At 72.2% G+C, this 24,725-nt stretch carries 21 protein-coding genes; 8 read left to right on the top strand and 13 right to left on the bottom strand.

Features of this window, described 5'->3' with window-relative positions:
• Nucleotides 1-20: 20 nt before the first annotated feature.
• The 3 genes from V5O40_RS09145 to V5O40_RS09135 form a co-directional block, all read right to left on the bottom strand.
• Nucleotides 21-1,691, bottom strand: a complete 1,671-nt coding sequence (locus V5O40_RS09145) for a hypothetical protein (RefSeq protein WP_332905072.1) — start codon at nt 1,689-1,691, stop codon at nt 21-23.
• 353 nt (nt 1,692-2,044) lie between these two features.
• Nucleotides 2,045-3,778: a right-handed parallel beta-helix repeat-containing protein gene (locus V5O40_RS09140; protein ID WP_332905071.1), complete on the bottom strand. Its 1,734-nt coding sequence runs from the start codon at nt 3,776-3,778 to the stop codon at nt 2,045-2,047.
• Between the two features lie 367 nt (nt 3,779-4,145).
• Nucleotides 4,146-5,627 (bottom strand): aminopeptidase P family protein, encoded by a 1,482-nt coding sequence (locus V5O40_RS09135; RefSeq protein ID WP_332905070.1) that lies wholly within the window; start codon nt 5,625-5,627, stop codon nt 4,146-4,148.
• Between the two features lie 134 nt (nt 5,628-5,761).
• On the opposite strand from V5O40_RS09135, the gene asnB reads away from it, so the two are divergent.
• Entirely contained in the window at nt 5,762-7,723 is a 1,962-nt protein-coding gene (asnB, locus tag V5O40_RS09130; protein ID WP_332905069.1) for an asparagine synthase (glutamine-hydrolyzing), read from the top strand.
• A gap of 61 nt (nt 7,724-7,784) precedes the next feature.
• Here asnB and V5O40_RS09125 read toward each other — a convergent pair whose 3' ends face one another.
• On the bottom strand, nt 7,785-8,894 hold the full coding sequence (locus V5O40_RS09125; RefSeq protein ID WP_332905068.1) for a lytic polysaccharide monooxygenase auxiliary activity family 9 protein: 1,110 nt from the start codon (nt 8,892-8,894) through the stop codon (nt 7,785-7,787).
• Between the two features lie 397 nt (nt 8,895-9,291).
• Between V5O40_RS09125 and V5O40_RS09120 the strand changes: the two genes are divergently transcribed.
• The gene (locus V5O40_RS09120) at nt 9,292-10,227 is read left to right on the top strand and encodes a PfkB family carbohydrate kinase (protein WP_332905067.1); all 936 of its coding nucleotides are present in this window, start codon (nt 9,292-9,294) and stop codon (nt 10,225-10,227) included.
• 37 nt (nt 10,228-10,264) lie between these two features.
• Here the strand turns inward: V5O40_RS09120 and V5O40_RS09115 are convergent, their stop codons facing one another.
• Together V5O40_RS09115 and V5O40_RS09110 are read right to left on the bottom strand one after the other, a co-directional pair.
• Nucleotides 10,265-11,101 (bottom strand): MBL fold metallo-hydrolase, encoded by an 837-nt coding sequence (locus tag V5O40_RS09115; protein WP_332905066.1) that lies wholly within the window; start codon nt 11,099-11,101, stop codon nt 10,265-10,267.
• Nucleotides 11,098-11,502: a thioesterase family protein gene (locus V5O40_RS09110; protein ID WP_332905065.1), complete on the bottom strand. Its 405-nt coding sequence runs from the start codon at nt 11,500-11,502 to the stop codon at nt 11,098-11,100. The genes V5O40_RS09115 and V5O40_RS09110 overlap by 4 nt, the downstream gene beginning before the upstream one ends.
• A gap of 109 nt (nt 11,503-11,611) precedes the next feature.
• Between V5O40_RS09110 and V5O40_RS09105 the strand changes: the two genes are divergently transcribed.
• Nucleotides 11,612-12,634, top strand: coding sequence for a phosphatase PAP2 family protein (locus tag V5O40_RS09105; RefSeq protein WP_332905064.1), 1,023 nt, complete (start codon nt 11,612-11,614; stop codon nt 12,632-12,634).
• A gap of 18 nt (nt 12,635-12,652) precedes the next feature.
• On the opposite strand, the gene V5O40_RS09100 is transcribed toward V5O40_RS09105, so the two are convergent.
• The 3 genes from V5O40_RS09100 to V5O40_RS09090 form a co-directional block, all read right to left on the bottom strand.
• The gene (locus V5O40_RS09100; RefSeq protein ID WP_332905084.1) at nt 12,653-14,128 is read right to left on the bottom strand and encodes a PH domain-containing protein; all 1,476 of its coding nucleotides are present in this window, start codon (nt 14,126-14,128) and stop codon (nt 12,653-12,655) included.
• Between the two features lie 119 nt (nt 14,129-14,247).
• Nucleotides 14,248-14,778, bottom strand: coding sequence for a PH domain-containing protein (locus tag V5O40_RS09095; protein ID WP_332905063.1), 531 nt, complete (start codon nt 14,776-14,778; stop codon nt 14,248-14,250).
• 81 nt (nt 14,779-14,859) lie between these two features.
• Complete coding sequence (locus V5O40_RS09090; protein WP_332905062.1) at nt 14,860-15,090, bottom strand: hypothetical protein; 231 nt, start codon at nt 15,088-15,090, stop codon at nt 14,860-14,862.
• Nucleotides 15,091-15,326: 236 nt separating this feature from the next.
• Between V5O40_RS09090 and V5O40_RS09085 the strand changes: the two genes are divergently transcribed.
• Genes V5O40_RS09085 through V5O40_RS09075 form a run of 3 tightly spaced genes read left to right on the top strand, consistent with a single transcriptional unit; the run spans nt 15,327 to nt 18,372 of the window.
• Complete coding sequence (locus V5O40_RS09085) at nt 15,327-16,433, top strand: AAA family ATPase (RefSeq protein ID WP_332905061.1); 1,107 nt, start codon at nt 15,327-15,329, stop codon at nt 16,431-16,433.
• Nucleotides 16,412-17,425 (top strand): DUF58 domain-containing protein, encoded by a 1,014-nt coding sequence (locus tag V5O40_RS09080; protein WP_332905060.1) that lies wholly within the window; start codon nt 16,412-16,414, stop codon nt 17,423-17,425. Before V5O40_RS09085 ends, V5O40_RS09080 begins: the two co-directional genes overlap by 22 nt.
• Complete coding sequence (locus tag V5O40_RS09075) at nt 17,422-18,372, top strand: VWA domain-containing protein (RefSeq protein WP_164448242.1); 951 nt, start codon at nt 17,422-17,424, stop codon at nt 18,370-18,372. The genes V5O40_RS09080 and V5O40_RS09075 overlap by 4 nt, the downstream gene beginning before the upstream one ends.
• A 565-nt stretch (nt 18,373-18,937) precedes the next feature.
• Here the strand turns inward: V5O40_RS09075 and V5O40_RS09070 are convergent.
• The 4 genes from V5O40_RS09070 to V5O40_RS09055 form a co-directional block, all read right to left on the bottom strand.
• Nucleotides 18,938-20,065 (bottom strand): acyltransferase family protein, encoded by a 1,128-nt coding sequence (locus V5O40_RS09070; RefSeq protein WP_332905059.1) that lies wholly within the window; start codon nt 20,063-20,065, stop codon nt 18,938-18,940.
• On the bottom strand, nt 20,062-20,991 hold the full coding sequence (locus V5O40_RS09065) for an alpha/beta hydrolase (RefSeq protein ID WP_332905058.1): 930 nt from the start codon (nt 20,989-20,991) through the stop codon (nt 20,062-20,064). The genes V5O40_RS09070 and V5O40_RS09065 overlap by 4 nt, the downstream gene beginning before the upstream one ends.
• A 97-nt stretch (nt 20,992-21,088) precedes the next feature.
• Nucleotides 21,089-21,751 (bottom strand): response regulator transcription factor, encoded by a 663-nt coding sequence (locus V5O40_RS09060; protein ID WP_332905057.1) that lies wholly within the window; start codon nt 21,749-21,751, stop codon nt 21,089-21,091.
• Entirely contained in the window at nt 21,748-23,034 is a 1,287-nt protein-coding gene (locus V5O40_RS09055) for a sensor histidine kinase (RefSeq protein WP_332905056.1), read from the bottom strand. The genes V5O40_RS09060 and V5O40_RS09055 overlap by 4 nt, the downstream gene beginning before the upstream one ends.
• 153 nt (nt 23,035-23,187) lie before the next feature.
• On the opposite strand from V5O40_RS09055, the gene fabG reads away from it, so the two are divergent.
• Both fabG and fabI read left to right on the top strand, forming a co-directional pair.
• Complete coding sequence (gene fabG / locus V5O40_RS09050) at nt 23,188-23,892, top strand: 3-oxoacyl-ACP reductase FabG (protein ID WP_164448237.1); 705 nt, start codon at nt 23,188-23,190, stop codon at nt 23,890-23,892.
• A 26-nt stretch (nt 23,893-23,918) separates the two neighbouring features.
• On the top strand, nt 23,919-24,686 hold the full coding sequence (gene fabI / locus V5O40_RS09045) for an enoyl-ACP reductase FabI (protein WP_332905055.1): 768 nt from the start codon (nt 23,919-23,921) through the stop codon (nt 24,684-24,686).
• The last annotated feature ends 39 nt before the right edge of the window (nt 24,687-24,725 follow it).

Raw genomic sequence — 24,725 nt, 5'->3', positions numbered from 1 at the left:
GGGTGCCGGTACCGCGTCGATCAGCCGAAGCAGTTCGGGATCGCGGTGACGGTGCCGGCGCAGTTGGTCGGCTTGTTGGCCGTGATGGCCGACTTGTCGTCCACGTTGACCACACCGATGAAGCTGAAGACGCCGCCTGCGGTGAGCGTGGCGAAGTTGTGCGCCACCTTCGTCTTCTCGAGGTCGATCACACCGGAGACGGTGAAGATGCCGCCGCCGATGCCCAGCGGACCGACGGCCCGGTTGCCGCTGATCTCGCTGTGCCGGAAGGTCGCCTCACCGGTGCCGTTGAACACGCCACCGCCGAAGAAGCCGGCCTTGTTCTCGACGATCTTGCTTTCCTCGACGTTGGCGATCGCACCGAAGCCGAGAGCCAGGCCACCGCCGACACCGACCGTGGTGTTCTTGGCGACCTCCACGTGGGCCAGTTCGAGGGTGCTGTCGTCGCCGGCCGCGGTGACGCCGCCGCCCGCCAGGACCGCGGTGTTTCCGGTGACCTTGGAGTACCGGACGGTCGTGTTGCCCTCGATGTCGAGCACGCCACCGCCGAAGCCGAGCACCTCGTTGCTGACGACCTCGGTCTTCTCGATCCAGGCGGTGCCGCCGTCGATGTCGTCACGGAAGATGAACGCCGCGCCGTTGGCGATGCCGCCACCGCCGATGATCGCGTCGTTGTTCTTCACGGTCGACTCGGCCACCCGCAGCACGCCCGCGTTGAAGATGCCACCGCCGTAGAGGAAGGCGGTGTTGTCGGCGACCGTGGTGTGGTGCAGGCTCGCCTTGCCGAAGTTGGCCAGGCCACCTCCGACGCCGCCGGCCTGGTTGGCGACGATGTGCGTCTCCTCGAAGGAGGCGGTGCCGCCGGGCTGCACGAGCACGCCACCACCGTCGTTCGACTCCGGGTCGACGAGCACCGACGGCGCGCTCGCGGCCTTCGCCTTGAGCGCGATGCCCTTCGGCTTGGCCTGGAGCAACGGCAGGTACTCCTTCTTCGCCTCGGCGGCCTTCGTCGCCTCCACGGAGTTGGAGAACCGTGACCAGACCGCTTCCGGGGTGTCGCCGTTGACCGGCAGCGCCCGGGTCTGTCCGTTCTTGATGGTCAGGCCCTTGACGGTCAGGTTTCCGCCGCGTCCGACGTTGAGGATCCGGAACTCCTCGGCCGTGGCGTCCCGGACGATCTTGGTGTCGTGGCCCTTGAGCACCACGTTCTCCGTGATCACCGGAAGCCCGTTCGGGCCGGTCCCGTCGCCCGCGTCGGAACGGGTGAGGCTGTAGGTGCACCCCTTGGCGAGGTTGAGCACACCGCCGTGGTTCTCGTTGGCGTAGACCAGGGCCTGGATCAGCTTGTCGCTGTCGCAGGGCACCTCCTTGCCGTGGTCCCGCTTGTCGCCGTCCCGCTTCTGGTCGTGCCGGGCACGCTCGTCGGCGGCGTTGTCGGCACGATCCTCCTTCTTGCCCTTGTGCTCCTCGGGCGCTACCGCGTTCTGGTCGCCGTCCCTGCTGACCTGCTGGGCGGTGGACCAGCGCAGACCATCGGTACCAACCGCACCGGCGCCGGTGGCGACCCCGACGGCGGCGATGCTGACCACGCCGGTGAGCCCGGCGACGCCACTGGCGAGCCAGAGCTTGCGACGCCGCTTGGGCGTCGCCTCCGGCTCGCTGGCGTTGTTCTTAGCTACATAGTTGGACATCGGAGCTCTCTGCCCTCTCGTCGTACCAGACAGGGTCGTCACGCACAGGCGAGCGTCCCCTGCTACAAATCGGTTGTAGCTCCCAGAACCACCGTATGAGAATGTTCCTCGCCTCAGGCCCTTATCCGAAATAACCACACATTGGGTACGGCGGGGACCAGTGAGGCCCAGGGCTGTGCTGATCGGCACGCTCGGGCGGCTTCCTCCCGGACCTGCTCTGACCTGCGCGGACAGCCCTGGATGGCACGGAAGCGGGGCGAAAATGGGGCTCCTCCGTGACGCCGAGCGGCACGGAGGAGCCCCGCTATGTGGTGGTGCTGTCCTGGTTGCTCGTCGCTCGCCTCGGCGATGGCTCAGCCGAAGCAGCGTTCGGGGATGACCGGGCTGCCGAGGCAGTTGGTCGGTCGGTTGCCGGTGACCGCGGACTTCCGGTCGATCTCCACCCGGTTGTTGTCGGTGTAGATGCCGCCGGGTTGGTTGGTGGCCACGTTGTCGGCGACCCTGGTCCGGATGAGCGTGGTCACGCCGTCCTGGTTGGCGATGCCCCCCGCGAAGCCGGCCGTACCGGACGCCTGGTTGCCCCACAGCTCGGAGTCGCGCAGGGTCACCGAGGCGCCGTCGTTGAACAGCCCGCCGGCGGCGCCGTTGGCGGCCACGTTCTCCTTGACGACGCTGTGGTCGACGACGGCGGTGGAGTCCTCGGCGATCCCGAGGCCGCCGGCGTCGTCGCTGGCGTAGTTCCGGACGACCAGCAGGTGTTCCAGGCTCACCCGGCTGTCGCCGAGGGCGACCAGACCGCCGCCGTCGAGGCTGCTGGTGTTGTCCGTGAGCTGGCTCTGCACGGCGGTCGTGTCACCACCGTTGACGAAGACGCCGCCGCCGAGCACCCCGGTCCGGTTGTGGCTGACCGTGCTCTTCCAGATCCAGACCGTGCCACCCGTGCCGGCGAAGCCGTTGGGTGTGGAGCCGTTGGCGATGCCGCCGCCCCCGGCGCCCGAGGTGTTGTAGACGATCTTCGACTCCTCGATCCGTAGCGTGCCCGCGTTGAACACGCCGCCGCCGAAGCTGCCGGCGCTGTTCTGCTCCACGATGCTGCTGCGGATCGTGGTGGTGCCGTAGTTGGCGACGCCACCTCCGTTACGGCTCGCCTGGTTCTGCACGATCCGGCTGTGCTCCAGGTCGGCGGTGCCGCCCCGCTGCACCAGGATTCCGCCCCCGTCGACGCCGTCGGCGGCGATGCTCGGCGGAGCGACGTCCACTCCGATGGTGGCCTTGGCCGCCGGTGCGGGCTTCACCGTCGGTGCCGCCTCGGCTCCGGCCGCCTTCACCTTCACCTCGGCCGCCTTGGCTCCGTCGGCCGTGGCCTTCGGCCGGTCCGTCCCGGCCTTGGCCGCGGCCTTCGGGACGGTCCCGGTGGGCTTCCGGGTGCCGCCTTCGAGTCCCGCGAGCGGCGCCGGGGCGGTGAGGCCCGGAGCGGTCTGGCCGCCCTTGACCGTGACGCCCTTCAGCGTCAGGTGACCCCCTCGACCGACGTTGAGGATGCGGAACCGCTCGACGTTCGCGGCCCGGACGATCCTGCTGTCGTCACCCTTCAACGTGATCGGCTTGGTGATCACCGGAAGCCCGTTGCCGTCGTCGCTGCGGGTCAGTTCGTACGTGCAGTGCCGGGCCAGGGTGAGTACGCCACCGTGGTTCTGGTTGGCGTGCACGATCGCCTGGATCAGCTTGTCGGTGTCGCAGGGCACCTCGTGGGCCCGGTCCTTGCCGCCAGCGGCGTCCTTGCGACCAGCGCCCTTGCGACCGGTGTGCTCATCGGTCGCCTCGTGCTCGCCGCCGCTGTCGGCCGCGTCTGCCGTCCCGGCGTCGCTGACGTTCTGCCGGGCGTTCGACTGCGCGTCCGACCTACCGGACGTGCCGGATCGGTCGTCCCGGGCGGCCACCCCGCCCAGCGCGGCCAGACCGACGACGCCGGTCAGGCCGGCCACACCCGCTGTCAGCCACAGTTTTCGTCGTCGAAGTCCCGGCGGTGCCGCCGGCGGTGGTGCCGGGGGCGGCCCACCGTAGGAAGTGGTCACGTCATCAGACATCAGAGCCTTCCGCCCTTTCCTGCTACCAGAATGGCCCGCACCGAGCGAATAGGCGCGAGCAGCTACAAATGGGTTGCAGCCTCTGACGACCACCGTATGAGAATGTTCCTCGCGAGAGGGATGAATCCGAAACAACCCCGCATTGGCACCTGATCGGGCATCAGCCGACCATCCCGCAGGATCTGGTTGAAAGCGGTTGACCAGGACGAACGCCCGATCCGCACGACAAGACGAGGGCGGACCCCGTACCGGGAGCGTCGGTCTGGTCGCTCCGGCGGGGTCCGCCCTCGGGTGGCCCGGTTCCACGGCTCGGACGAGCCCTGGGTAACTCGGTTACGCGTCTCGCCCGATCTTCTCGGGCGTCCGCTCAGCCAGGCAGTCGCGGCCCGGCTTCGCGCTGCTCGGCCAACCAGGTCTCCACCTCGTTGGCCCGGCGCGGCAGGCCGGCCGACAGGTTCACCGCGCCCGAGGTGGTGACCAGGACGTCGTCCTCGATCCGGATGCCGATGCCACGCAACTCCTCCGGCACCAGCTCGTCCTCCGGCTGGAAGTACAGCCCCGGCTCGACGGTGAGCACGTACCCCTCACCCAGGGTGCCGTCGCGGTACATCTCCTTGCGGGCGTTCGAGCAGTCGTGCACGTCGATGCCGAGCATGTGCCCGAAGCCGTGCAGCGTCCAGCGGCGGTAGACCATGGAGTTCTCGTCCATCGCCTCGTCCACGCTCACCGGCAGCAGCCCCAGGTCGGCCAGCCCCTCGGCGAGCACCCGCATGCAGGTCAGGTGGACATCCTTGAAGGTCACGCCCGGCTTGATGAAATCGATCCCGGCCTGCTGCGAGGCGTACACGACGTCGTAGACCTGGCGCTGCAACGGGCTGAACCGTCCGTTGACCGGCAGCACCCGCGTCACGTCCGCGGTGTAGAGGTGGCGGCCCTCCACGCCCATGTCCATCAGCAGCAGCTCGCCCGGACGGGTGGCACCGTGGTTGTGCACCCAGTGCAGGATCGTGGCGTGCTCGCCGGCGCCGACGATCGAGCCGTAGCCGACGTCGTTGCCGTCGTGCCGGGCCCGCAGCGCGAAGATGCCCTCCAGCAGCCGCTCGGAGACACCCCGGTCGGCCGGCAGCGCCCGGGCCACGTCCTCGAAGCCGCGTACGGTGGCGTCGACCGCCTCCTGGAGCTGGGCGATCTCCCACTCGTCCTTGACCAGCTTCTGCTCCGAGATGGCGATGGCCAGCTCGCGGTCGCGGGCCGGTTGCCCCTCCTCGCGCGGGCCGTCCCAGGGCCGCACCGCGGCGTCCACCCGGGTGTCGAAGCCACGCAGCACCCGGGTGCGCGCCGGCGCCAGCTCCGCCAGCGCCGCGTCCAGCTCGGTCAGGTCGGCGGTGGGCAGGCCCAGCTCGGTCGACTTCTCGCTCAGGGTGTGGCGCCGGCCCACCCACAGTTCGCCGTGCCGGCTGCGGAAGAACTCGTCGTTCTCCCGCGACGAGCGGGGGCGCATGTACAGCGTGGCGTCGTGGCCGGAGCCGGTCGGTCGCAGCACCAGCACGCTGTCCGGGTCGTGGTCGCCGGTCAGGTACGCGAAGTCGCTGCCCGGCCGGAACCGGTACTCGGTGTCGTTGGCGCGTACCTTCTCGCCGCCGGTGGGGATCACGAGCGTCTCGCCCGGGAAGGCCGCCGAGAGGGCGGCCCGACGCTTGGCGTAGTTCGGCACCTCCGGCCGTGGACCGACCGGCAGGGTGGTGTCCCGCCAGCCCTGCCGCATGAACGACAGGAACGCCGGTGGGAAGTCCGGGTCGTGCGACTCGGTGCCGTCGGTCGGCTCGCCGTCGGTGCGTTCCTCGGTCATGCCCCGCTCCCTTCGCCTCGTTGCTGGTCCCGACGGTACCGCGAACTCGGTCCCGGGCCGACCCGCCGGTGGTCGTCCCGGCGGGCCCGGCAGTGCCGCGACGGCCGACAAACGCGCGTGGAAAGATGACGGACATGTGCGGACTCCTGGCTTTCTTCAGTGCGCGCGGCGATGCCGCCGCCCACCGCGACAACATCGCCGGGGCGTTGGAATGCCTGCACCACCGCGGCCCGGACGAGACCGGGGTCGAGGTGGTCGGCGACGCCTCCGGCCGGTACGCGGACGGGGTGTTCGCCCACAAACGGTTGGCGATCATCGACGTCGCGCTGAGTCACGAGCCGCTGCCCTATGCCGACGGGCGTTACCTGCTGACCTTCAACGGCGAGATCTACAACTACATCGAGCTGCGCGAGGAGTTGATCCGCGACTTCGGCGCCCGGTTCGCCACCAACGGCGACGGCGAGGTCATCGTCGCCGGCTACCACTACTGGGGCGAGCAGGTGCTCACCCGGCTGCGGGGCATGTTCGCCTTCGTCATCTGGGACCGGCAGCAGCGGCGCGCGTTCGGTGCCCGCGACTACTACGGCATCAAGCCGCTGCACTACCTGGAGACCGCCGACGGGCTCTACCTCGCCTCGGAGAAGAAGGCCCTGCTGCCCTTCGCCCAGTCGGCGTACGCCGGGGACGCCGGGGTCGACCCGGCCAACCTCAGCCACTACCTCACCCTGCAGTACGTGCCCGAGCCCGGCACCCTGCACCGGGGGATCAACCGGATCGGCTCGGGGGAGTACCTCACCTGGACCCCGGGCGGCCGGATCGACGTGCGACGCTGGTACCGGCCGGTGTTCCGTCCGGCGCCGGTCTCCGACGAGCAGAAGCTCTACCACGAGATCCGCGAGACGCTGCGCGAGAGCGTACGCATGCACATGCGCTCCGACGTGCCGGTCGGCTCGTTCCTGTCCAGCGGGATCGACTCCACGGCGGTGGTCGCCCTGGCCCGGGAGTTCAACCCGAACATCCTCACCTTCACCGTCGGCTACGACGTCCCGGGTTACTCCGAGATCGACGTCGCCCAGGACTCGGCCCGCCACCTCGACGTGACCACCATCCCGACCAAGATCGGGCCGCAGGACATGATCGAGGCGTTGCCGAAGATCGTCTGGCATCTGGACGACCCGGTCGCCGACCCGGCGCTGGTGCCGCTCTACTTCGTCGCCAAGAAGGCCGCCGAGCACGTCACCGTGGTGCTCTCCGGCGAGGGGGCCGACGAGTTCTTCGGCGGTTACACGATCTACCGGGAGCCGCTGTCGTTGAGCGGCGTCAACGGGCTGCCCGACGGGGTGCAGAAGGGCCTGCGGGCGGTCTCCAAGGCGATCCCGCAGGGGGTCAAGGGCAAGAGCTTCCTGGAGCGCGGCACCACGCCGATCGAGCAGCGCTACTACGGCAACGCCCGGATGTTCACCGAGGAGGAGAAGCGGCACCTGCTGCGCCGCTACGACCCGTCGGTGCGCTACACCGACGTGACCGCGCCGATCTACGCCGAGTGCACCGAGCTGGACGACGTCACCAAGATGCAGTACGTCGACCTCTACACCTGGCTGCGTGGCGACATCCTGGTGAAGGCGGACCGGATCTCCATGGCGCACTCGCTGGAGGTGCGGGTGCCGTTCCTCGACCGGGCGGTGTTCGAGGTGGCGGCGAAGATCCCGGTGGAGCTGAAGCTGCCGCCGCGCTCCGACGCCACCAAGTACGCCATGCGCCAGGCGTTGCAGGGTGTCGTGCCGCCGGCCATCGTCAACCGCAAGAAGCTGGGCTTCCCGACCCCGACCCGGGTCTGGCTGCGCGGCGAGATGTACGAGTGGGCCCGGCACGTGCTGTCCACCTCCGGCGCCGGTGAGCTGCTCGACCTGTCGTACGCGTTGCGCCTGCTGGAGGAGCACAAGCGAGAGGAGTTCGACCACTCCCGCAAGGTGTGGACGGTGCTGATCTTCTGCATCTGGCACGCGATCTTCGTCGCGAAGACCCTCGACCCGGGCATCCAACGCAACCAGTCGGCCCTGCTGACCAAGCCCGTCGTCGGCTCCATGGTGCGCTGACCGACGGGCGGACAAGCGGAAAGGGGGCCCCTCGCGGGGCCCCCTTTCGTGCTGTTGACGGTCAGCTGCTGGAGCAGGTCGCCGTCGGCGTCGCGCCACTGCCGCTGGCGAGGAAGCCGAAGCTCGTACTGCCGTTGGCCGCCACGGTGCCGTTGTACGACACGTTGCGGGCCGTCACCGACGATCCGGACGTGGTCTGGGTGGCGTTCCAGACCTGGCTGATCTGCTGGCCACCGGGCCAGCTCCAGTTGGCGGTCCAACCGCTCAGCGCGGAGGTGCCGGTGTTGCGGATCTCGACCTCACCCTGGAACCCACCGGACCAGCTGCTGGTCACCTTGACCGTGGCGGTGCAGCCACCGGGGCCCGGCGGCGGCGTGGTCGGGTTCGGCGGCGGGGTGGTGGGGTTCGGCGGCGGGGTGGTGGGGTTCGGCGGCGGGGTGGTCGGGTTCGGCGGCGGGTTGTTGCCACCGATACCGGTCACCTCACCGTTGCCACCGTCGAAGGTCACGTCGGAGCAGCCGAAAAAGTTCTCCTGGCTGTCCGAGCGCACCCACCGGGAGTAGATGATGTGCCGGCCGCTCTTGTTCGACGGCAGGTTCCCGGTGAAGTAGTAGTGACCGTCGTTGGTGCCGACCGCACCGCGCTGCGGCGGGTTGGTCACCGTCAGGAACGGCTGGGCCTCCAGGTCGCTCCAGGCCAGCGGCCGGGTCGGGCTCCAGCTGTCCCGGGTCACGTAGAAGTAGAACGTGCCCGGGTGGTGGGCCCAGTTGCTGTACTTGAACTCGATCGACCGGCCAGCCGTCAGGTGCGTCAGCGGCCAGTCGTTGCGGGCCAGGTCGAAGCCACGGAAGCCGGTGGCCCCGCCGCTGCACAGCTGGCCGTCCGGGATGAAGCCGGTGGTCCGACCACCGGCGTCCGAACGCAGCACGCTGAACCAGTTGTAGAGCGAGTTCGTCCCGCTCTGCGCGACGGCGGCGGCACAGGCCGGGTTGTTCGGCCTGATCTCACCGGTCTGGGTGAGGCCGTCGCGCCAGCACAGGAAGGTGCGGGCGCCCGGCGTCATCGCCGCGCCGTGCGCGACGGCCGGTTCAGGGCTGGCGGTCACGACGACCGCACCCGCGAGAAGAGTGAAAGCCGCGGTTAGCAGCGCGGCCAAGCGTGGACGGTGCACGGGTTCTCCTGACTCGCGGAGCGCATTGCGTGGGTGCGCCCCGCCGAACGAGCGGGTGGCGGATATGGTGCCGCCCCGCTGCGGGCGAAATGCGACTACGTGGCGACCGTGCGGATGGGGACGGATGGCCCAGCCGGCACGCTGCCGCCAGCGGAGTGTCGACGCGTGAATGCCCTCGCGCGATATGAAGCCCGGCGCCGGTGGACGCGCAGCCCCCGCGCCACCCGGCACCACCATCCCACCACGCCGGGCCGCTCGGCGCAATAGTCGCTCCTCGATGCGTGGAACCGACCCGCTGCGCGACACCCAGGTCGCGCCAATACGGTGGCTTCCACGCCCGGCACACACCCGCTGTGCCAGCCTGGGCATCACGTACGGCAGACGGAAGGACCTGACGATGGGATACGCGGTCGTGCTCGGCGAGGCGCTCGTCGACCTGCTGGACAGCGAGTGCGACGGCGCGCCGGTCTACCGACAGGCGATCGGTGGTGGACCGCTGAACGTCGCGGTCGGTGTCGCCCGGCTCGGTGGCGCGGTGCAGTTCGTCGGGTCGCTCGGCGACGACGTGCTCGCCGGCCGGATCCGTGACTTCCTCACCGCCGAACAGGTGGGGCTGGCCGGTGCGGTGACCGCCGCGGTGCCGACCACGCTGGCCGTGGCCACCTTCTCCGGCGCGGAGCCGGACTTCCGCTTCTACGGCGAGCCGCCCTCGTACGCGCTGCTCGGTCCCGACGAACTCGACGTCGCGCTGGTCGAGGGCGCCGACGTGCTCTACTGCGGCTCGATCGTGCTGCTGGCGCCGGCGACCCTGGCCGCCGCCCGCCGGGCCTGGGCGGCCGCCCCGGGGCTGCGGGTGTTCGATCCGAACGTCCGTCCCCGGCTGCTGGCCGGCCCGCAGGCGCTGGCCGGACTGCGGGAGGTGGTCGCCGAGTTCGCCGGTGGAGCGCACCTGGTCAAGCTCAGTGCGGCCGACGCGGAACTGCTCTATCCGGGTGAGCCGGTCGAGTCGGTGGCGGCCTACCTGCGCGAACTGGGCGCGGCCACGGTGGTGGTCACCCTCGGCGCCGCCGGCGCGGTGGTCGCCGCCGCCGATGCCGACCCGGTACGCGTACCCGCCCCGAAGGTCGACGCCGTCGACGCCACCGGCGGAGGTGACTCGGTGATGGCCGCCCTCGTCGCCGACCTGCTGACCGGCGGCGAGCCGGTCGAGCCGTCCGGCTGGCACGAGCGGGTCGGGTACGCCCTGCGGGTCGCCGGCCTGGTCTGCGAACGTCCCGGTGGCGCGGTCGCCATGCCCACCCGCGACGAGGTGCGCCAGCGCTTCGGCGCCTGACGACGAACCGGCCCGCCGTCGCCGACAGCGGTCCCGGTCAGGCGGTGCCGTCGAGTTCGGCGTACCCGCGCCGGGCTGCGGCCAGGGCGTGGCGGGCCGGGAACGGGGCGTCGGCGGCCACCCGCTCCGGTGGTGCGCCGCCGGTGTGCCCGGCCCGGATCAGCCAGGCCAGCTCCACCAGCTGGGCGTGCTGGGCCCGGACGAACTCCGCGTCGACCGGCTCGCCGTGCCCGGGCACGACCACCGTCGCCGGTGACATGGACCGGGCCAGCTCGGCCAGCGCGTCGGGCCACTGCAACGGGTACGAGTCCTCGAACGCCGGTGGACCGGCCTGCTCGACAAGATCACCTGCCACCAGCAGGTCGGCGTCGGGCACCCGCACGACGAGGTCGGCGTCGGTGTGTCCACGTCCGGGGTGGCGCAGTACCACCTGTCGGCCGCCGACGTCGAGGACCGCCTCGGTGCGTACGGTGTGGGTGGGGGCCAGCAGCGCGGTGTCGGCAAGTTCGGCCGCGAGTTCCGGATGCCCGGCGTGCAACTCCGCGTACGCCTCCCGGCGCAGCCGGTCTCCCTCGTCGCGGATCGCCACGGCGGCCAGTTCGTGCGCCCACACCGGGCGCGGCGGGTCACCGGCGATCGTGGCGTTGCCGAAGCAGTGGTCGAAGTGATGGTGGGTGTTGACGAGCGTCAGCGGGTCGGTGGTGACCGCCCGTACGGCGGCGGCCAGTTCGGCCGCCTGCCCGGCGGTGGAGAGGGTGTCGACCAGCAGCGCCGCGCCGTCGCCCAGCACCAGCGTGACGTTCACCGCGAGGACCGGCTCGCGTAGCACCAGCACCCGGTCGGCGACCTCGACGAAGCGGCCGGTCGTCGTCACGGGGCCCCGCCGGCTCGTTCCAGGAACCGGTGCCGGTCGACCAGGGCCCGCTCCACCCGCCCCTCGGCGACGGTCTGCCCGCCGTCGGTGACGGTGATCTCGAACACCAGCCGGCGTCGGTCGACCTCGGTCAGCCGGGCCTGCGCCGCGACCGTGCGGCCCACCGGCGTGGCGGCCCGGTGCTCCAGCTCCACCCGGGTCCCCACGGTGGTCGAGCCACTCGGCAGGTGGCGGGCGGTCGCGGCCACGGTCGCCGCCTCGGCCAGGGCGAGCACCCGTGGCGTGCCGAGCACCGGGACGTCACCGGAACCGACCGCCTGAGCGGTGTCGGCGTCGGTGACGGTCAACTCGACCCGGCCGGTCAGACCCGGGGCCAGGGTTTGCTCCGTCAGCTCCTGCATGGCCACAGCGTAGGTGGTCGGCGGAGCCCGGGCCACGCGGCCGGACAGATGCGCCACGCAGGTGCTCCTGCGTCCGGTCCGGCGCAGGTCGCCGCTAACCTTGTCCGCGATGTCTGCCGAGACCAGTCCCCAGCCCCCAGCCTCGACCGAGCCCGCCGCCCGCGACGGCGGACGCCGCCGTGTGATCGCGATGTCGGTCTGGGCCGTCGCCTTCGTGGCGGGCTGGCTCGTCATCGGCCTGCCCACCGACCCGGTGTACGCGTTCTTCTGGATCTGGGCCGGCACCATCGCCTGGTACTCCACCCGACCGTGGCGCAGCCACCTGCAGTTCGCCCGGGACTGGGTGCCGGTGGTCCTGCTGCTGGTGGCCTACAACCTCTCCCGTGGGTTCGCCTACCACGACGGCACCGTGCCGCACGCCTACGAACTGATCCTGGCCGACCGCCTGATGTTCGGTTGGGCCATGGACGGCCAGGTGCCGACCGTCTGGTTGCAGCAGCACCTGTACCAGCCGGAGGTGCGCTGGTGGGACGTCCTGGTCAGCTGGGTGTACTTCTCGCACTTCGTGGCGGCGCTGGCCGCCGCCGCGGTGCTGTGGATGGTCAGGCGCAGCCGGTGGGCGGCGTTCATGCGCCGCTGGTTCTTCCTCTGCGCCACCGGCCTGATCACCTACTTCCTCTACCCGGCCGCCCCGCCGTGGTGGGCAGCCCAGAACGGGCTCATCGAGGAGGTCGCCCGGATCTCCACCCGAGGCTGGAAGGCGTTCGGCATGCACGGGGCGGGCAACCTGCTCAACGCCGGGCAGTTGGCCTCCAACCCGGTGGCCGCGATGCCGTCGCTGCACACCGCCTTCGCCCTGTTCGTGGTGCTGTTCTTCCTGCGTGACGTCCGGCGTCGCTGGTGGCCGCTGCTGCTGGCCTACCCGCTGGCGATGACCTTCACCCTGGTCTACAGCGGCGAGCACTACGTGATCGACGTGCTGGTCGGCTGGGCGTACGTCGCCATGACCTTCCTGGCGGTCGGCTGGGCCGAACGCTGGTGGGCCCGCCGGAAGGCCCGCCGCACCCCGCCCGACACCGCCACCGCCGAGCCCGTACCCGTGGCGCCGTCCGCCCTGCCCAGCCGCCGCTGACCCCGTCGGCGGGTCAGGTCAGCCAGCGCGGCGGGCGACCTGACCCCGGGCGGTCAGCTCCGCCGCCAACGCCCAGGCGTCGGCGAGGTCCCGGTCGACCGCCGCCGCGCCGGCTCCACCGGCGGTGTCGGCGTGCACGGTGGCCAACCCGAGCAGCCGCTGCACCGGCCCCTGCACCACCCGTACGCTCTGCAACCGGGCGTACGGCACGACCGTCAGTTGACGGGTGAGCAGACCCGACCGGACCGCGAAGACCTGCTCGGTCAGACCGGCACCGAGCACCTGGCGACTCAACGGGTGCACCCAGCGGGCCCGGGCCGGTGGGGGCCGCAACGGCAGCGCCGCCAGCGCCACCCCGGGCAGCACCTCGGCCACGATCATCTCGCCCGTCGGCTGGTCACCGACGGGCAGCAGCCGGTCCGGCCGGTTGCGCTCGTCGGCCTCGCCGGCGGCGTAGCCAGCCACCTCCAGCCGCAGCCGCAGCCAGCCCTTCATCCGCCAGAGCAGTGGCCAGGTCACCCGCACGGTCTGCACCCGATGCAACGGTACGGTCTGCGACCTGGTCTCCAGCAGGCCGTTGCGGATGCGCAGCCGGTCGTCGTCGCGGGCCAACTGGAACCGCCAGTCGTCGAGCACCCGGCGGACGGGTTGCAGCAGGACACCGGCCATCGCGGTGAGCGTGCTCGCCACCGCGATGAACGACCAGGACCCCTCGGACAGGAACTGCGTCGCCACGAAGGCCACGCCGAAGGGCAGCAGGAACGCCTGCGGGGTCAGCAGCTGGCTGATCAGCAGGTCCCGGTTGCTCACCGCGTGCAACGGCCGCCCGGGTTGCGTGGGCGGCTGGGCACCGGCCGGCACCGGCTGCGCCTGGGCCGCCGGCACCGTGCCGGAGGAGTTACCGGCCAGGGTCAGCAGCCGCTGCCGCAGCACCCCGGCCTCGGCGAGGCTGAGGTACGCCAACGGCGCCTCGGTCTTGCCGCCGCCGACCACCTCCAGCCGCAGCTCGGCCAGCCCGGTGAGCTGGGCGAGCAACGGCCGGACCACCTCGACGGCCTGGAGCCGTTCCAACGGGATCGCCCGGCTGCGGCGCCAGAGCAACCCTTCGTGGATGCGCAACTCCCGGCCGACCACCTGGTAGCCGGTGTTGTACCAGCTGACCACGGCCAGCACGCTCGCGCCGAGTGCGAGCACGATCACCATCGCGGCGAACCAGCCGAACCCCACCCGCGACAGGGTCGACCAGGACAGCCCGGCGATGACCACGGCCAGCGACTTGGCGCCGTGCAGCACCGGACTGAGCGGATGCAGCCGCTGCCGCGCCGACGGATCCGGCGGGGGTGGACCGACCCACCCGCCGGGCGGCTGTGGCGCGCCGACCGGCGATGACGGCCCCGCCACCTGGTACGGGCCCGGCTGCGGGCGCTCGCCCGGTGGTGCTGCCCCGGGTGCCGCCGGCACGGCGTGGTCGGACGGTGGTGCCTCGGCGGGCATCGCCGGTACGGCGCGTTCGGCGGGCCGGCCGGGAGCCTGGCCGCGCACCGCCTCCCCGACGTGATCCCGCTCGTCGGCGCCGGTCGGGGTCCGGTCCGGACCCGGAGCGGCTGGGCCGCTCACAGTCCTTCCGCCCGGTCCTCGCCGAGCGCGGTCAGGCGGTCCCGCAGCCGGGACGCCTCCGCCGGACGCAGCCCCGGCACCCGGGCGTCGCTGGCCGCGGCCGCCGTGTGCAACTGGACGGTCGCCAGGTCGAACGCCCGCTCCAGCGGGCCGGCGCTGACATCGACGAACTGCATCCGCGAGTACGGGACGATGGACAGCCGGCGGACCAGCAGGCCGTGCCGGACCAGCAGGTCGTCCTCACGTTCGGCGTAGCCCCAGGCGCGTACCGCCCGCACGATGGTCACCACCCGCCAGAGAGCGAACAGCACGACCGCACCGAGCGCCAACCCGAACGGCCAGGAACCGGTGAGCGCCCAGCCGACCCCGAGCACCGCCGCGACGACGGCCACGCCGGTCGCCAGGCGCAGCAGCTCCACCCAGATCAGGTCGGTCGATATCGACTGCCACCGCACGGTGTCCGGCCACGGTTCCAGCGGGCTGGTCGGCGCGGCCGACGGCGGAACCTCAGGCTCGTCATCGCTCACGGGTCCAGCCTTTCGTTCGCGACTGCGGGGCTCGCAAGCTCACTCCTCGCGCTCACGGGCCCAGCCTTTCGTTGTACGCGTTCACCCTTCGAGCGTAGGCGATTCCGCCATCGGGGCGACCTCACGCAGAAAGCCTCGTGCGCCGAGGAAGTCGCCGAGGAAGGGCCGGTGCGTGTCACAGGCGAGCCAGGTCTTGCGCCGCTCGGGCCGGTGCAGGCGGGGATTGTTCCAGCGCAGTGCCCATCGGGCCGGGGCGCGACACCCACGGGCCGAACAGGGCAGCGTCTCGGCGGGGCTGTCGGGGTGGGTCATCCCGCTCAGTCTAGGACGGCGGGGAAGAGTGAGCGCCGGGCGGCCACGGGGGAAGCCGCCCGGCGACGGATGAATGGTACACACGCCGGGATGGCTTTTGTCCACTGGTGATCGGCGATTTTTCCGTCCCGGAACGGCGTGGCGGAAATCGGTCGCTCCCCCAGTCGGCACTCAGTCGGGCATGCGAGGCTTGGTACCGCACACACCGCGACGACCGCTCACGCTGTGGAGGACCAGTGGCCCAGCCGACCACGCCCGATGCCCCGCCGCCGAACGGGGCCCAACCGCAGGCGCCCGCGCCGCCGACCACCCCGGCGCAGGACGCCACCCTGCTGGAGCGGGCGCTGTTCGAGATCAAGCGCGTGATCGTCGGGCAGGACCGGATGGTCGAGCGGATGTTCGTCGCGCTGCTCGCCCGGGGCCACTGTCTGCTGGAAGGCGTGCCGGGGGTGGCCAAGACCCTCGCGGTGGAGACCCTCGCCAAGGTGGTCGGCGGGTCGTTCGCCCGGGTGCAGTTCACCCCGGACCTGGTGCCGGCCGACATCATGGGCACCAGGATCTACCGGCAGTCCAGCGAGAAGTTCGACGTCGAGCTGGGCCCGGTCTTCGTCAACTTCCTGCTCGCCGACGAGATCAACCGGGCGCCCGCGAAGGTGCAGTCCGCGCTGCTGGAGGTGATGAGCGAGCGGCAGGTGTCGATCGGTGGCGAGAGCCACCGGGTGCCGAACCCGTTCCTGGTGATGGCGACGCAGAACCCGATCGAACAGGAAGGGGTGTACCCGCTGCCGGAGGCGCAGCGGGACCGCTTCCTGATGAAGATCATTGTGGGCTACCCGACGGACGCCGAGGAGCGGGAGATCGTCTACCGGATGGGTGTCGCGGCACCCGAGCCCACCCCGGTGTTCGACACCGACGATCTGGTCGCCCTCCAGCTCAAGGCCGACCAGGTGTTCGTGCACAACGCCCTGGTCGACTACGCGGTCCGGCTGGTACTCGCCACCCGTACGCCGGCGGAACACGGCATGCCCGACGTCGCGCAACTGATCCAGTACGGTGCCAGCCCCCGGGCCTCGCTCGGGCTGGTCCGGGCGACCCGGGCGCTGGCCCTGCTCCGCGGCCGGGACTACGCCCTGCCACAGGACGTGCAGGACATCGCACCGGACATCCTGCGGCACCGGCTGGTGCTCAGCTACGACGCGCTCGCCGACGACGTACCGGCCGACCACGTGGTGCACCGGGTGATGTCGACCATCCCGCTGCCGTCGGTGGCACCCCGGCAGCAGGCCACCCCGCCCGCCGGGGCGGTGGCACCTACCTCAGGGTGGCCCGGGCAGCGGCCGTGACCTCCACCACCCCTCGACCCGGTGAGCCGGACCGGATGGCGGCCGGCGACCGTTCCGGTGCCGTGCTGTCCCGGCTGCAACTGCTGGTCACCCGCAAACTCGACGGGCTTCTCCAGGGTGACTACGCGGGCCTGCTGCCCGGGCCGGGCAGCGAGGCGGGTGAGTCGCGCGAGTACCGTCCCGGCGACGACGTGCGCCGGATGGACTGGCCGGTGACCGCCCGGACCACCACCCCGCACGTGCGGCGTACCGTGGCCGACCGTGAGCTGGAGACGTGGCTGGCGGTGGACCTGTCGGCGAGCCTGGACTTCGGCACCGGCCGGTGGCTCAAGCGGGACGTCGTGATCGCGGCGGCCGCGGCGATCACGCACCTGACCGTGCGGGGCGGCAACCGGATCGGCGCGGTCGTCGGCAGCGGCGGCGACGTGCCGGTGCCCCGCCGTGGCCGGCGGCAGTCGCCCCCGGCCGGCCCGGGGCGACTGGTCCGGTTGCCGGCCCGGTCCGGCCGCAAGGAGGCCCAGGGCATGCTGCGGGCCATCGCCGGCACCGAGATCCGGCCCGGCCGCGGTGACCTCGGCGCGCTCATCGACATGCTCAACCGGCCACCCCGGCGGCGCGGTGTCGCCGTGGTCATCTCCGACTTCCTCGCCCCGCCGGCCCAGTGGGCGCGCCCGCTGCGCAAGCTGCGGGTACGACAGGATCTGCTCGCCATTGAGGTGGTCGACCCGCGGGAGCTGGAACTGCCCGACGTCGGGGTGCTCCCGGTGGTCGACCCGGAGACCGGCGAACTGCACGAGGTGCAGACCGCCGACCCGAGCCTGCGGCATCGTTACGCGGCAGCCGCCGCGGCCCAGCGGGCGGAGATCTCCGCCGCCCTGCGCGCCGCCGGCGCCGCCCACCTGCGACTGCGTACCGACCGAGACTGGCTGCTGGACATGGTGCGCTTCGTGGCCGCCCAGCGGCACGCCCGCACCCGGGGGACGACACGATGATTCGACTGCTGCAACCGTGGTGGCTGCTGGCCGTGCTGCCGGTGCTCGCCCTCGCCGCGCTGTACGTCTGGCGGCAGCTGCGCCGGCGCGACTACGCGCTGCGGTTCACCAACGTGGACCTGCTGCGTACCGTGGCGCCGAAGGGTCTCGGCTGGCGGCGGCACGTGCCGGCCACCGCGTTCCTGCTGGCCCTGCTCGTGCTGGCCGGTGCGCTGGCCCGGCCCGCGGTCGACACCCGGGAGCCGTTGGAACGCGCCACCATCATGCTGGCCATCGACGTGTCACTGTCCATGCAGGCCGACGACGTGCCGCCGAACCGGCTGGAGGCGGCCCAGGAGGCGGCCATGCAGTTCGTGGCGGAGCTTCCGGAGACGTACAACCTGGGACTGGTCTCGTTCGCCAAGTCGGCGAACGTGCTGGTGCCGCCGACGAAGGACCGCCCGGCGGTGACCAGTGCCATCGAGGGCCTGGTGCTGGCCGAGGCGACGGCCACCGGCGAGGCGGTCTTCACCTGCCTGGAGGCGATCCGGTCGGTGCCGGCCGACGGGGCGGCCGGCATCCCGCCGGCCCGGATCGTGCTGCTCTCGGACGGCTTCCGGACGGCCGGACGGTCGGTGGAGGAGGCGGCCGCCGCGGCGCAGGCGGCTAACGTGCCGGTCTCCACGATCGCCTTCGGCACCGATTCCGGGCACGTGGACATCGGTGGTCAGTTGCAGCGGGTGCCGGTGGACCGGCTCGCCCTGGCCGAGTTGGCGGAGACCACTGAGGGCTTCTTCTACGAGGCCGCGACGGTCAACGAACTCAAGCAGGTGTACCAGGACATGGGCAGTTCGATCGGCTTCCGCACCGAACCGCGCGAGATCACCCAGTGGTACGCCGGCATCGCCCTGCTGCTGGCCCTCTGCGCCGGCGCCTTCAGCCTCCTCTGGTCCTCCCGCATGATCTGACCACCGCCAGAGCCCCTGGTTGATCATGAGGTTAGCGGCACTTTTGAAGATCAAACCCGCCGCCAACCTCATGATCGATGCAGGTGGGCGGGTGGGGTGGGGTGGGGTTAGTGGCTGGCGCTGGCGAGGACGAAGAGGACGGCTACCCAGACGGCGGCGAGGGTGAAGCCCAGCGGGGCGACGTAGCGGCTCATGACAGCTCCGACGTGGCGGCTCGGCGGCCCCGGCAGGGCGGACCGCGGGAGGGGTGGATCGGGACGCGCACACGCGAAGTCGTGACCGGGGTGCTTTCCGGCGGCGCCCGTCCGATCGGCCGCCGCGACAGGGTCGCCGGGCGGTGGGACGGGCGCGCGGGGGAGCGGGCCAGCTCAGGCGGAGCGGGGCTCAGCGTGGCTGGCGGTCGGCCCGGCCACGACTGGGAGGATCGCTATCTCGCACAGCGATCACCTCCTGGGGTCGGTTCCGGGGCGACGCGGGCCGCCGAGCGACCCGCAAACGTCGATCATCGTACACCCCGCGTACGCGCCCGTCCCACTCGGCCGACCGGCTGACGGAGCGCGCCCGTTCATCGGTCGTCGGCGGCCCGGCCGGCGCTGACGGCTGCCGTCGTCCGCCGGGGGTCCCGGCGTCGGACGAGCAGCACCAGCACGGCGGTGAGCACCGGCAGCCAACCGATCCGGGCCAGCAGCCAGGTCGGGTCGTCCGGCGCGGTGTGCAGCCCCGGCAGCGCGGTCCCGCCGTGCGCGGCGAGCACCGCCACCGCGACCAGCACCGGTTGGTGCCAGAGATAGACGCGTACCGCGTGCCGGTTGATCTCGGCGGTCAGCCGGCGCGGCACCGGCCGGGACAGCAGTCGGACCAGCGTCGGCCGGGCCAGCAGGCCGAGACCTGTCTGGGTGACCGCGAGCGCCACCACGAGCAGCGACGGCGGATCGAGATTGGACCGGCCGTCGCCGGGGATCCCGACCGCGCTGACCGGATAGCCGACGGAGAGCACGGCGGCCAGTCCGACCGCCCCCGTGGCGGCCAGCCAGCGGGCGTCACGCTGTCGGCCCAGCCGGCCGTCGGCGTGGGCCAGTCCCAGCAGGTACGGCACGGCCCAGGCGGCCAGCAGCGTCACCGGTGGCAGCCAGGCACCGGCGGGCAGCAGCCGCACGGCCAGGTCGGCGCCGGCCACCATGGCCGCCGCGGTGACCGCGCAGCGCGGCGTGCCCCAGCGGCGTACGGCGGCGCGCAGCGGGCCGGTGAGCACCACCAGGGTCAGCAGGGGTGCCAGGAACCACAGGGGACTGATCGCCAGGGTCAGCGCCACCGACAGGGTGTCGTCGGCGACGCCGGCGACGGCGGCGGCCAGCAGTACGGCCGACCCGGTGCCGAGCAGGGCGACCGCCGGCAGGAGCAGCCGCCGCAGCCGGTGTCCCAGCCAACCGGGTCCGGGATGCCGGTCCGCCGAACGGGCGGAGGCGTGACCGGCGGCGAAGAAGAACAGCCCGAGAGTCTGCAGCACCCAGCTGGCCGGGGCCAGGGCCGGCATCGCGGTCAGCGGGCTGGCCAGGTGCAACGCGCCCGCCCCGTCGAGCACCAGGCCGGTGACCAACCAGTGCCCGAGCACCACCGCGGCGACGGCGGCGGCACGCAGCCCGTCGACGAGCGGATCCCGAACCGGCCGGTGGGCGGTGTGCGGGCCGCTCATCGGGCCGTTCCCGGGGTGACCGTGACGTCCCAACGGATCTGGCCCGTGCCGATCGCACCACGCAGCACCACCTCGGCGACCGCCGCGAGGGTCGGTCCGCCGGGTAGCAGGTATCCGTCGTGGCCGGTCGAGGCGGCCGGCAGCGGTCGCGCACCGAAGGCGGCGTCGGCCGGTCGGGCCCCGTGTCCCAACTCGGGCAGGCGAAGCCGCGGCACGCGTCGGATCCAGTCGTCCGGTGCCTCGGCCGCCCAGACGCGGACCGGCCCGAAACGGTCGGCGTGTTCCGCGCCGACGCCCACACCGCCGAGGGTGACCACGTCGGTGACCTGCGGCGGGGCGTCCAAGGCGGCCAGCCCGACGACCAGCGCGCCGTAGCTGTGACCCACCAGGGTGATCCGGCTGGCCGGTAGCCGCCCGGCCAGTGTCCGCAGGTGGTGGCCGAGCTGGTCGGCACCGCGACGGGCGGCGGCCGGGGTGGCTGCCGTGACGGGACTGTCGGGCGGGTCGTAGCCGAGCCAGGCCAGCACGGCCACCCGGGCGTGCGGATCGGCGGCCTGCAACGCGGCACGCAGGTCTCGGGCCTGCCGGGCCGGAGCGCGCCGCGCGACGCCGCCCAGCCCTCGATCGAAGTCGGCCAGCCGGGTTCCGACGCCGGGCACCAGCACCGCGATCCGATCGGCGGTGGCCAGGTCACCGAGGACCTCGACGGCCCGACCGTCACCGCGCGGGTCGAAGGCCAGGAACCGCCGACCCTGCGCGGCCCAGTGGGTGTACGGCAAGCCAGCGGCGTCCAGCGCGGCGGCGGTCGACGGGTACGCCTCGACGAAGCCGGCCGGCGCGGGGTCGGGCGACACCGCCGAAGGCCGTACCAGTCCGGCCGCCAGCATCGCCGCGAGGCCCAGCCGGAACATCCTGCTGCCCACCATCACGTGCTCCCTCCACCCGGTCGTGGAGTGCAGGATGTGTCGGCGGTGTGGTGCCGGTCGTCACCCCGGGGAGCCGTTCGTGGCTACCACGGTGGAGCTACTCCCCGGCGGCGACCAGACCGGTCTCGTAGGCGAGCACGACGGCCTGGGCGCGGTCGCGCAACTGGAGTTTCGCCAGGATCCGGCCGACGTGGGTCTTGACGGTCTGCTCCGCGACGACCAGCTCCGCGGCGATCTCGCCGTTGGAGCGTCCCTGGGCGATCAGCCGCAGCACCTCGGTCTCGCGCGGGGTGAGCGCGGCGAGGGCGGTGGGTCGGGGCCGCTGCCGGTGTGGCCGGGCCGCGAACTCGGCGATCAGGCGGCGGGTGACGGTCGGGGCGAGCAGCGCGTCACCGCCGGCGACGACGCGTACCGCGTGGATCAGGTCGGCGGCGGGGGCGTCCTTGAGCAGGAAGCCGCTGGCACCGGCGCGCAGCGCCTCGTAGACGTAGTCGTCCAGGTCGAAGGTGGTGAGGATGAGCACGCGGGGCCGGTCGGCAGGCCTGTCGCCGAGCAGTTTGCGGGTCGCGGCGAGCCCGTCGAGCACCGGCATCCGCACATCCATCAGCACCACGTCCGGGTCGAGTCGGCGGGCCTGGGCGACCGCCTGGGCGCCGTCGGCGGCGTCGCCGACCACCAGCAGGTCCGGCTGGGCGGCCAGCAGGGCGCCGAAGCCCTGCCGGACCATCGCCTGGTCGTCGGCGATCAGCACCCGGATCATGATGGTCCGTCCTCGGGCTCGTCGGATGGTGGCGGGTCGGCCGGCAGGAGCGTGTCGATCGCGTAGCCGCCGTCGGCGGTGGGACAGGCGGTGAAGCTGCCACCGAGGGCGAGGACCCGCTCCCGCATGCCGGTCAGTCCCTGCCCGCCGCCGCGTGCGTCGGGGCCGGCCGGGGTTCCGCCAGTGGCGTTCTGGACGCGTACCGCCAGGGCGCCGGGGCGGTCGCGGAGCGTGACGCGCACCTCGGCGCCGGCCGCGTGGCGGGCCGCGTTGGCCAGTCCCTCCTGCACGATCCGGTACGCGGCCAGCCCGACCGGGGCCGGTGGCTCGACGGTGACGTCGGTGTCCAGTTCCACGGTCATGCCGGCCCGCCGCGCGGCGACCACCAGCGCCGGTAGTTCGGCCAGCGTCGGCTGCGGGGCGGTCCGGGGGTCCTCCGTCTCGCTGCGCAGCACGCGCAGCAGCCGCCGCATGTCGGTCAGCGCCGCCCGGGCGGCCTCGGCGATGGCGGTGAACTCGGCGCGGGCGGGCTCGGGCACGGCGAGTCGGTACGGCGCGGTCTCGGCCTGGACGGCGATCAGCGACATGTGGTGCGCGACCACGTCGTGCATCTCCCGGGCGATGCGGGTGCGTTCCTCCAGCACCGCCCGCCGGGCCTTCTCCAACTCGCTCAGTTCGGCCTGCTCGGCCAGGGCCCGTTTGGTGAGCAGGTTGTGCCGCAGCAGGTCGCCGACGATGAGCAGCACCACGAACAGCAGGGTGACGGCCACCTGGTTGCCCGGCGGCACGAACATCCAGACCGGGATCAGGCTGAACAGCCCCGTCCAGGCGAGCACGGCCCGGTCGACCCGGGCGGCCACGGTGACCAGCACGACGATGATGACCAGGAGCTGCGTCGGGCTCCACGGCCAGAACTCGTACGTGGCGGGGCCGAGCACCACGGCGTCGTCAGTCGTGCGTCGGTTGAAGGTGCCGAACAACTGCCCGACGAACATGATCCGCCAGGCCAGCAGTGGTCGGGTGGGCAGCAGGGGCAGCGGTGCGACGGTGAGCAGCGCGATGACCCACGCGGTGGCGACCGGCAGGCGCCGGGTGTCCAGCAGGAACTGCGCGGTGATCAGGACCAGCCCGAGCAGCGCCAGCAGCCCGAGCGTGCGCAGCACGGCGACGGTGCGGGGCCGGTGTCGCAACCGGTCCAGTGGTCGGCGCCTGGCCGGATAGTCCGGCCCCGCCATGGTGCGGCGCAGCCCCGCCAGGGCGGCATCGACGGTACTGCGGTCCATATCCCGGCAGGGTAGTTCGATCGGCGCGCCGCGTCGTGCGACCACGGGGTGATCCGCCAGGTGGTACCCGGGTACGACGTGCGCCGGGTTAGTGATTACCGTGCGGTAACGCCTAGTCTCCAAGCCGCAGCGATCTTTGGGAGGGGACGCACCGTGTCGCGAACTGTGCTGGTTACCGGGGGCAACCGGGGGATCGGTCTGGCCATCGCCCAGGCTTTCGCCAAGCAGGGCGACCGGGTGGCGATCACCCACCGGGGCAGTGGGGCGCCGGAGGGGCTGTTCGGCGTGCGGTGCGACATCACCGACGGTGAGTCCGTCGACGCGGCCTTCGCGGCGGTCGAGGCGGAGCTGGGGCCGGTGGAGGTGCTGGTCGCCAACGCCGGCATCACCGACGACACGCTGTTGCTGCGCATGTCGGAGGAGCAGTTCACCCGGGTGCTGGACACCAACCTGACCGGCGCGTACCGCTGCGCCAAGCGGGCCTCCGGGAAGATGCTGCGGGCCCGGTGGGGACGCATGATCTTCGTCTCCTCGGTGGTCGGCCTCTCCGGCGGTGCCGGCCAGGTCAACTACGCGGCCAGCAAGGCCGGCCTGGTCGGGGTGGCCCGCTCGATCACCCGGGAGCTGGGCGGCCGCAACATCACCGCGAACGTGGTCGCGCCGGGCTTCATCGAGACCGACATGACCGCCGGGCTGACCGACCAGCGCAAGGCCGAGATCCTCAAGTCGATCCCGGCGGGCCGGATGGCCACTCCGGACGAGGTGGCGGCGGTGGTCACCTGGCTGGCGGGGGACAGCGCCGGGTACGTCTCCGGCGCGGTCGTCCCGGTCGACGGTGGCCTGGGCATGGGCCACTGAATCCCGAGTACGGAGGAATGAGCGTAATGTCCGGACTGCTGGCCGGTAAGCGGCTGCTCGTCACCGGCGTCATCACCGACGCCTCGATCGCCTTCTCGGTGGCCAAGCTCGCTCAGGAGAACGGCGCCCAGGTCGTGCTCACCGGCTACGGCCGACTGTCACTCGTGGAGCGGATCGCCAAGCGGCTGCCCGAGCCGGCGCCCGTCATCGAGTTGGACGTGACCGACCCCGAGCATCTCGCCGGGCTGGCCGACAAGGTCCGCGAGCACGTCGACGGGCTCGACGGGCTGGTCCACTCGATCGGGTTCGCCCCGCAGAGCTGCCTCGGCGGCGGGTTCCTCGACGCCTCATGGCAGGACGTGTCGACGGCGCTGCACGTCTCGACGTACTCCTACAAGTCCCTGGCCGTCGCGGCGCTGCCGCTGATGTCGCCGGGCGGCTCGGTGGTCGGCCTGACCTTCGACGCCAGCCTGGCATGGCCGGTGTACGACTGGATGGGCGTGGCCAAGGCCGGGCTGGAGTCGGCCTCCCGCTACCTCGCCCTGCACCTGGGCAAGCAGGGCATCCGCAGCAACCTGGTGGCCGCCGGTCCGCTGCGCACCATGGCCGCGAAGTCCATTCCCGGCTTCGAGCAGTTCGAGGACGCCTGGGCCGGGCGGGCCCCGCTGGGCTGGGATCTGACCGACCAGGAGCCGGCCGCCCGGGCCTGTCTCGCCCTGCTGTCGGACTGGTTCCCGGCGACCACCGGCGAGATCGTGCACGTCGACGGCGGCTACCACGCGGTCGGCGCCTGACGCCGACCATCCCGCGGTCTGTTTACGACCGGGACCCGG

This window comes from Micromonospora palythoicola, from assembly GCF_036689795.1.
Lineage (GTDB): Bacteria > Actinomycetota > Actinomycetes > Mycobacteriales > Micromonosporaceae > Micromonospora > Micromonospora palythoicola.
The sequence above is the reverse complement of the archived record's forward strand: the minus strand, read 5'-3'. Positions and strand labels throughout refer to the sequence as shown.

Bases quoted from the DNA above. Each gene is read 5' to 3' on its own strand.
- V5O40_RS09105 (WP_332905064.1), top strand. From the start codon at position 11,612: ATGTCTGCCGAGACCAGTCCCCAGCCCCCAGCCTCGACCGAGCCCGCC.
- V5O40_RS09060 (WP_332905057.1), bottom strand. From the start codon at position 21,751: ATGATCCGGGTGCTGATCGCCGACGACCAGGCGATGGTCCGGCAGGGC.
- asnB (WP_332905069.1), top strand. From the start codon at position 5,762: ATGTGCGGACTCCTGGCTTTCTTCAGTGCGCGCGGCGATGCCGCCGCC.
- fabI (WP_332905055.1), top strand. From the start codon at position 23,919: ATGTCCGGACTGCTGGCCGGTAAGCGGCTGCTCGTCACCGGCGTCATC.
- V5O40_RS09075 (WP_164448242.1), top strand. From the start codon at position 17,422: ATGATTCGACTGCTGCAACCGTGGTGGCTGCTGGCCGTGCTGCCGGTG.
- V5O40_RS09065 (WP_332905058.1), bottom strand. From the start codon at position 20,991: ATGGTGGGCAGCAGGATGTTCCGGCTGGGCCTCGCGGCGATGCTGGCG.
- V5O40_RS09110 (WP_332905065.1), bottom strand. From the start codon at position 11,502: ATGCAGGAGCTGACGGAGCAAACCCTGGCCCCGGGTCTGACCGGCCGG.
- V5O40_RS09070 (WP_332905059.1), bottom strand. From the start codon at position 20,065: ATGAGCGGCCCGCACACCGCCCACCGGCCGGTTCGGGATCCGCTCGTC.
- V5O40_RS09100 (WP_332905084.1), bottom strand. From the start codon at position 14,128: ATGCCCGCCGAGGCACCACCGTCCGACCACGCCGTGCCGGCGGCACCC.
- V5O40_RS09145 (WP_332905072.1), bottom strand. From the start codon at position 1,691: ATGTCCAACTATGTAGCTAAGAACAACGCCAGCGAGCCGGAGGCGACG.
- V5O40_RS09090 (WP_332905062.1), bottom strand. From the start codon at position 15,090: ATGACCCACCCCGACAGCCCCGCCGAGACGCTGCCCTGTTCGGCCCGT.
- V5O40_RS09135 (WP_332905070.1), bottom strand. From the start codon at position 5,627: ATGACCGAGGAACGCACCGACGGCGAGCCGACCGACGGCACCGAGTCG.
- V5O40_RS09055 (WP_332905056.1), bottom strand. From the start codon at position 23,034: ATGGACCGCAGTACCGTCGATGCCGCCCTGGCGGGGCTGCGCCGCACC.
- V5O40_RS09140 (WP_332905071.1), bottom strand. From the start codon at position 3,778: ATGTCTGATGACGTGACCACTTCCTACGGTGGGCCGCCCCCGGCACCA.
- V5O40_RS09120 (WP_332905067.1), top strand. From the start codon at position 9,292: ATGGGATACGCGGTCGTGCTCGGCGAGGCGCTCGTCGACCTGCTGGAC.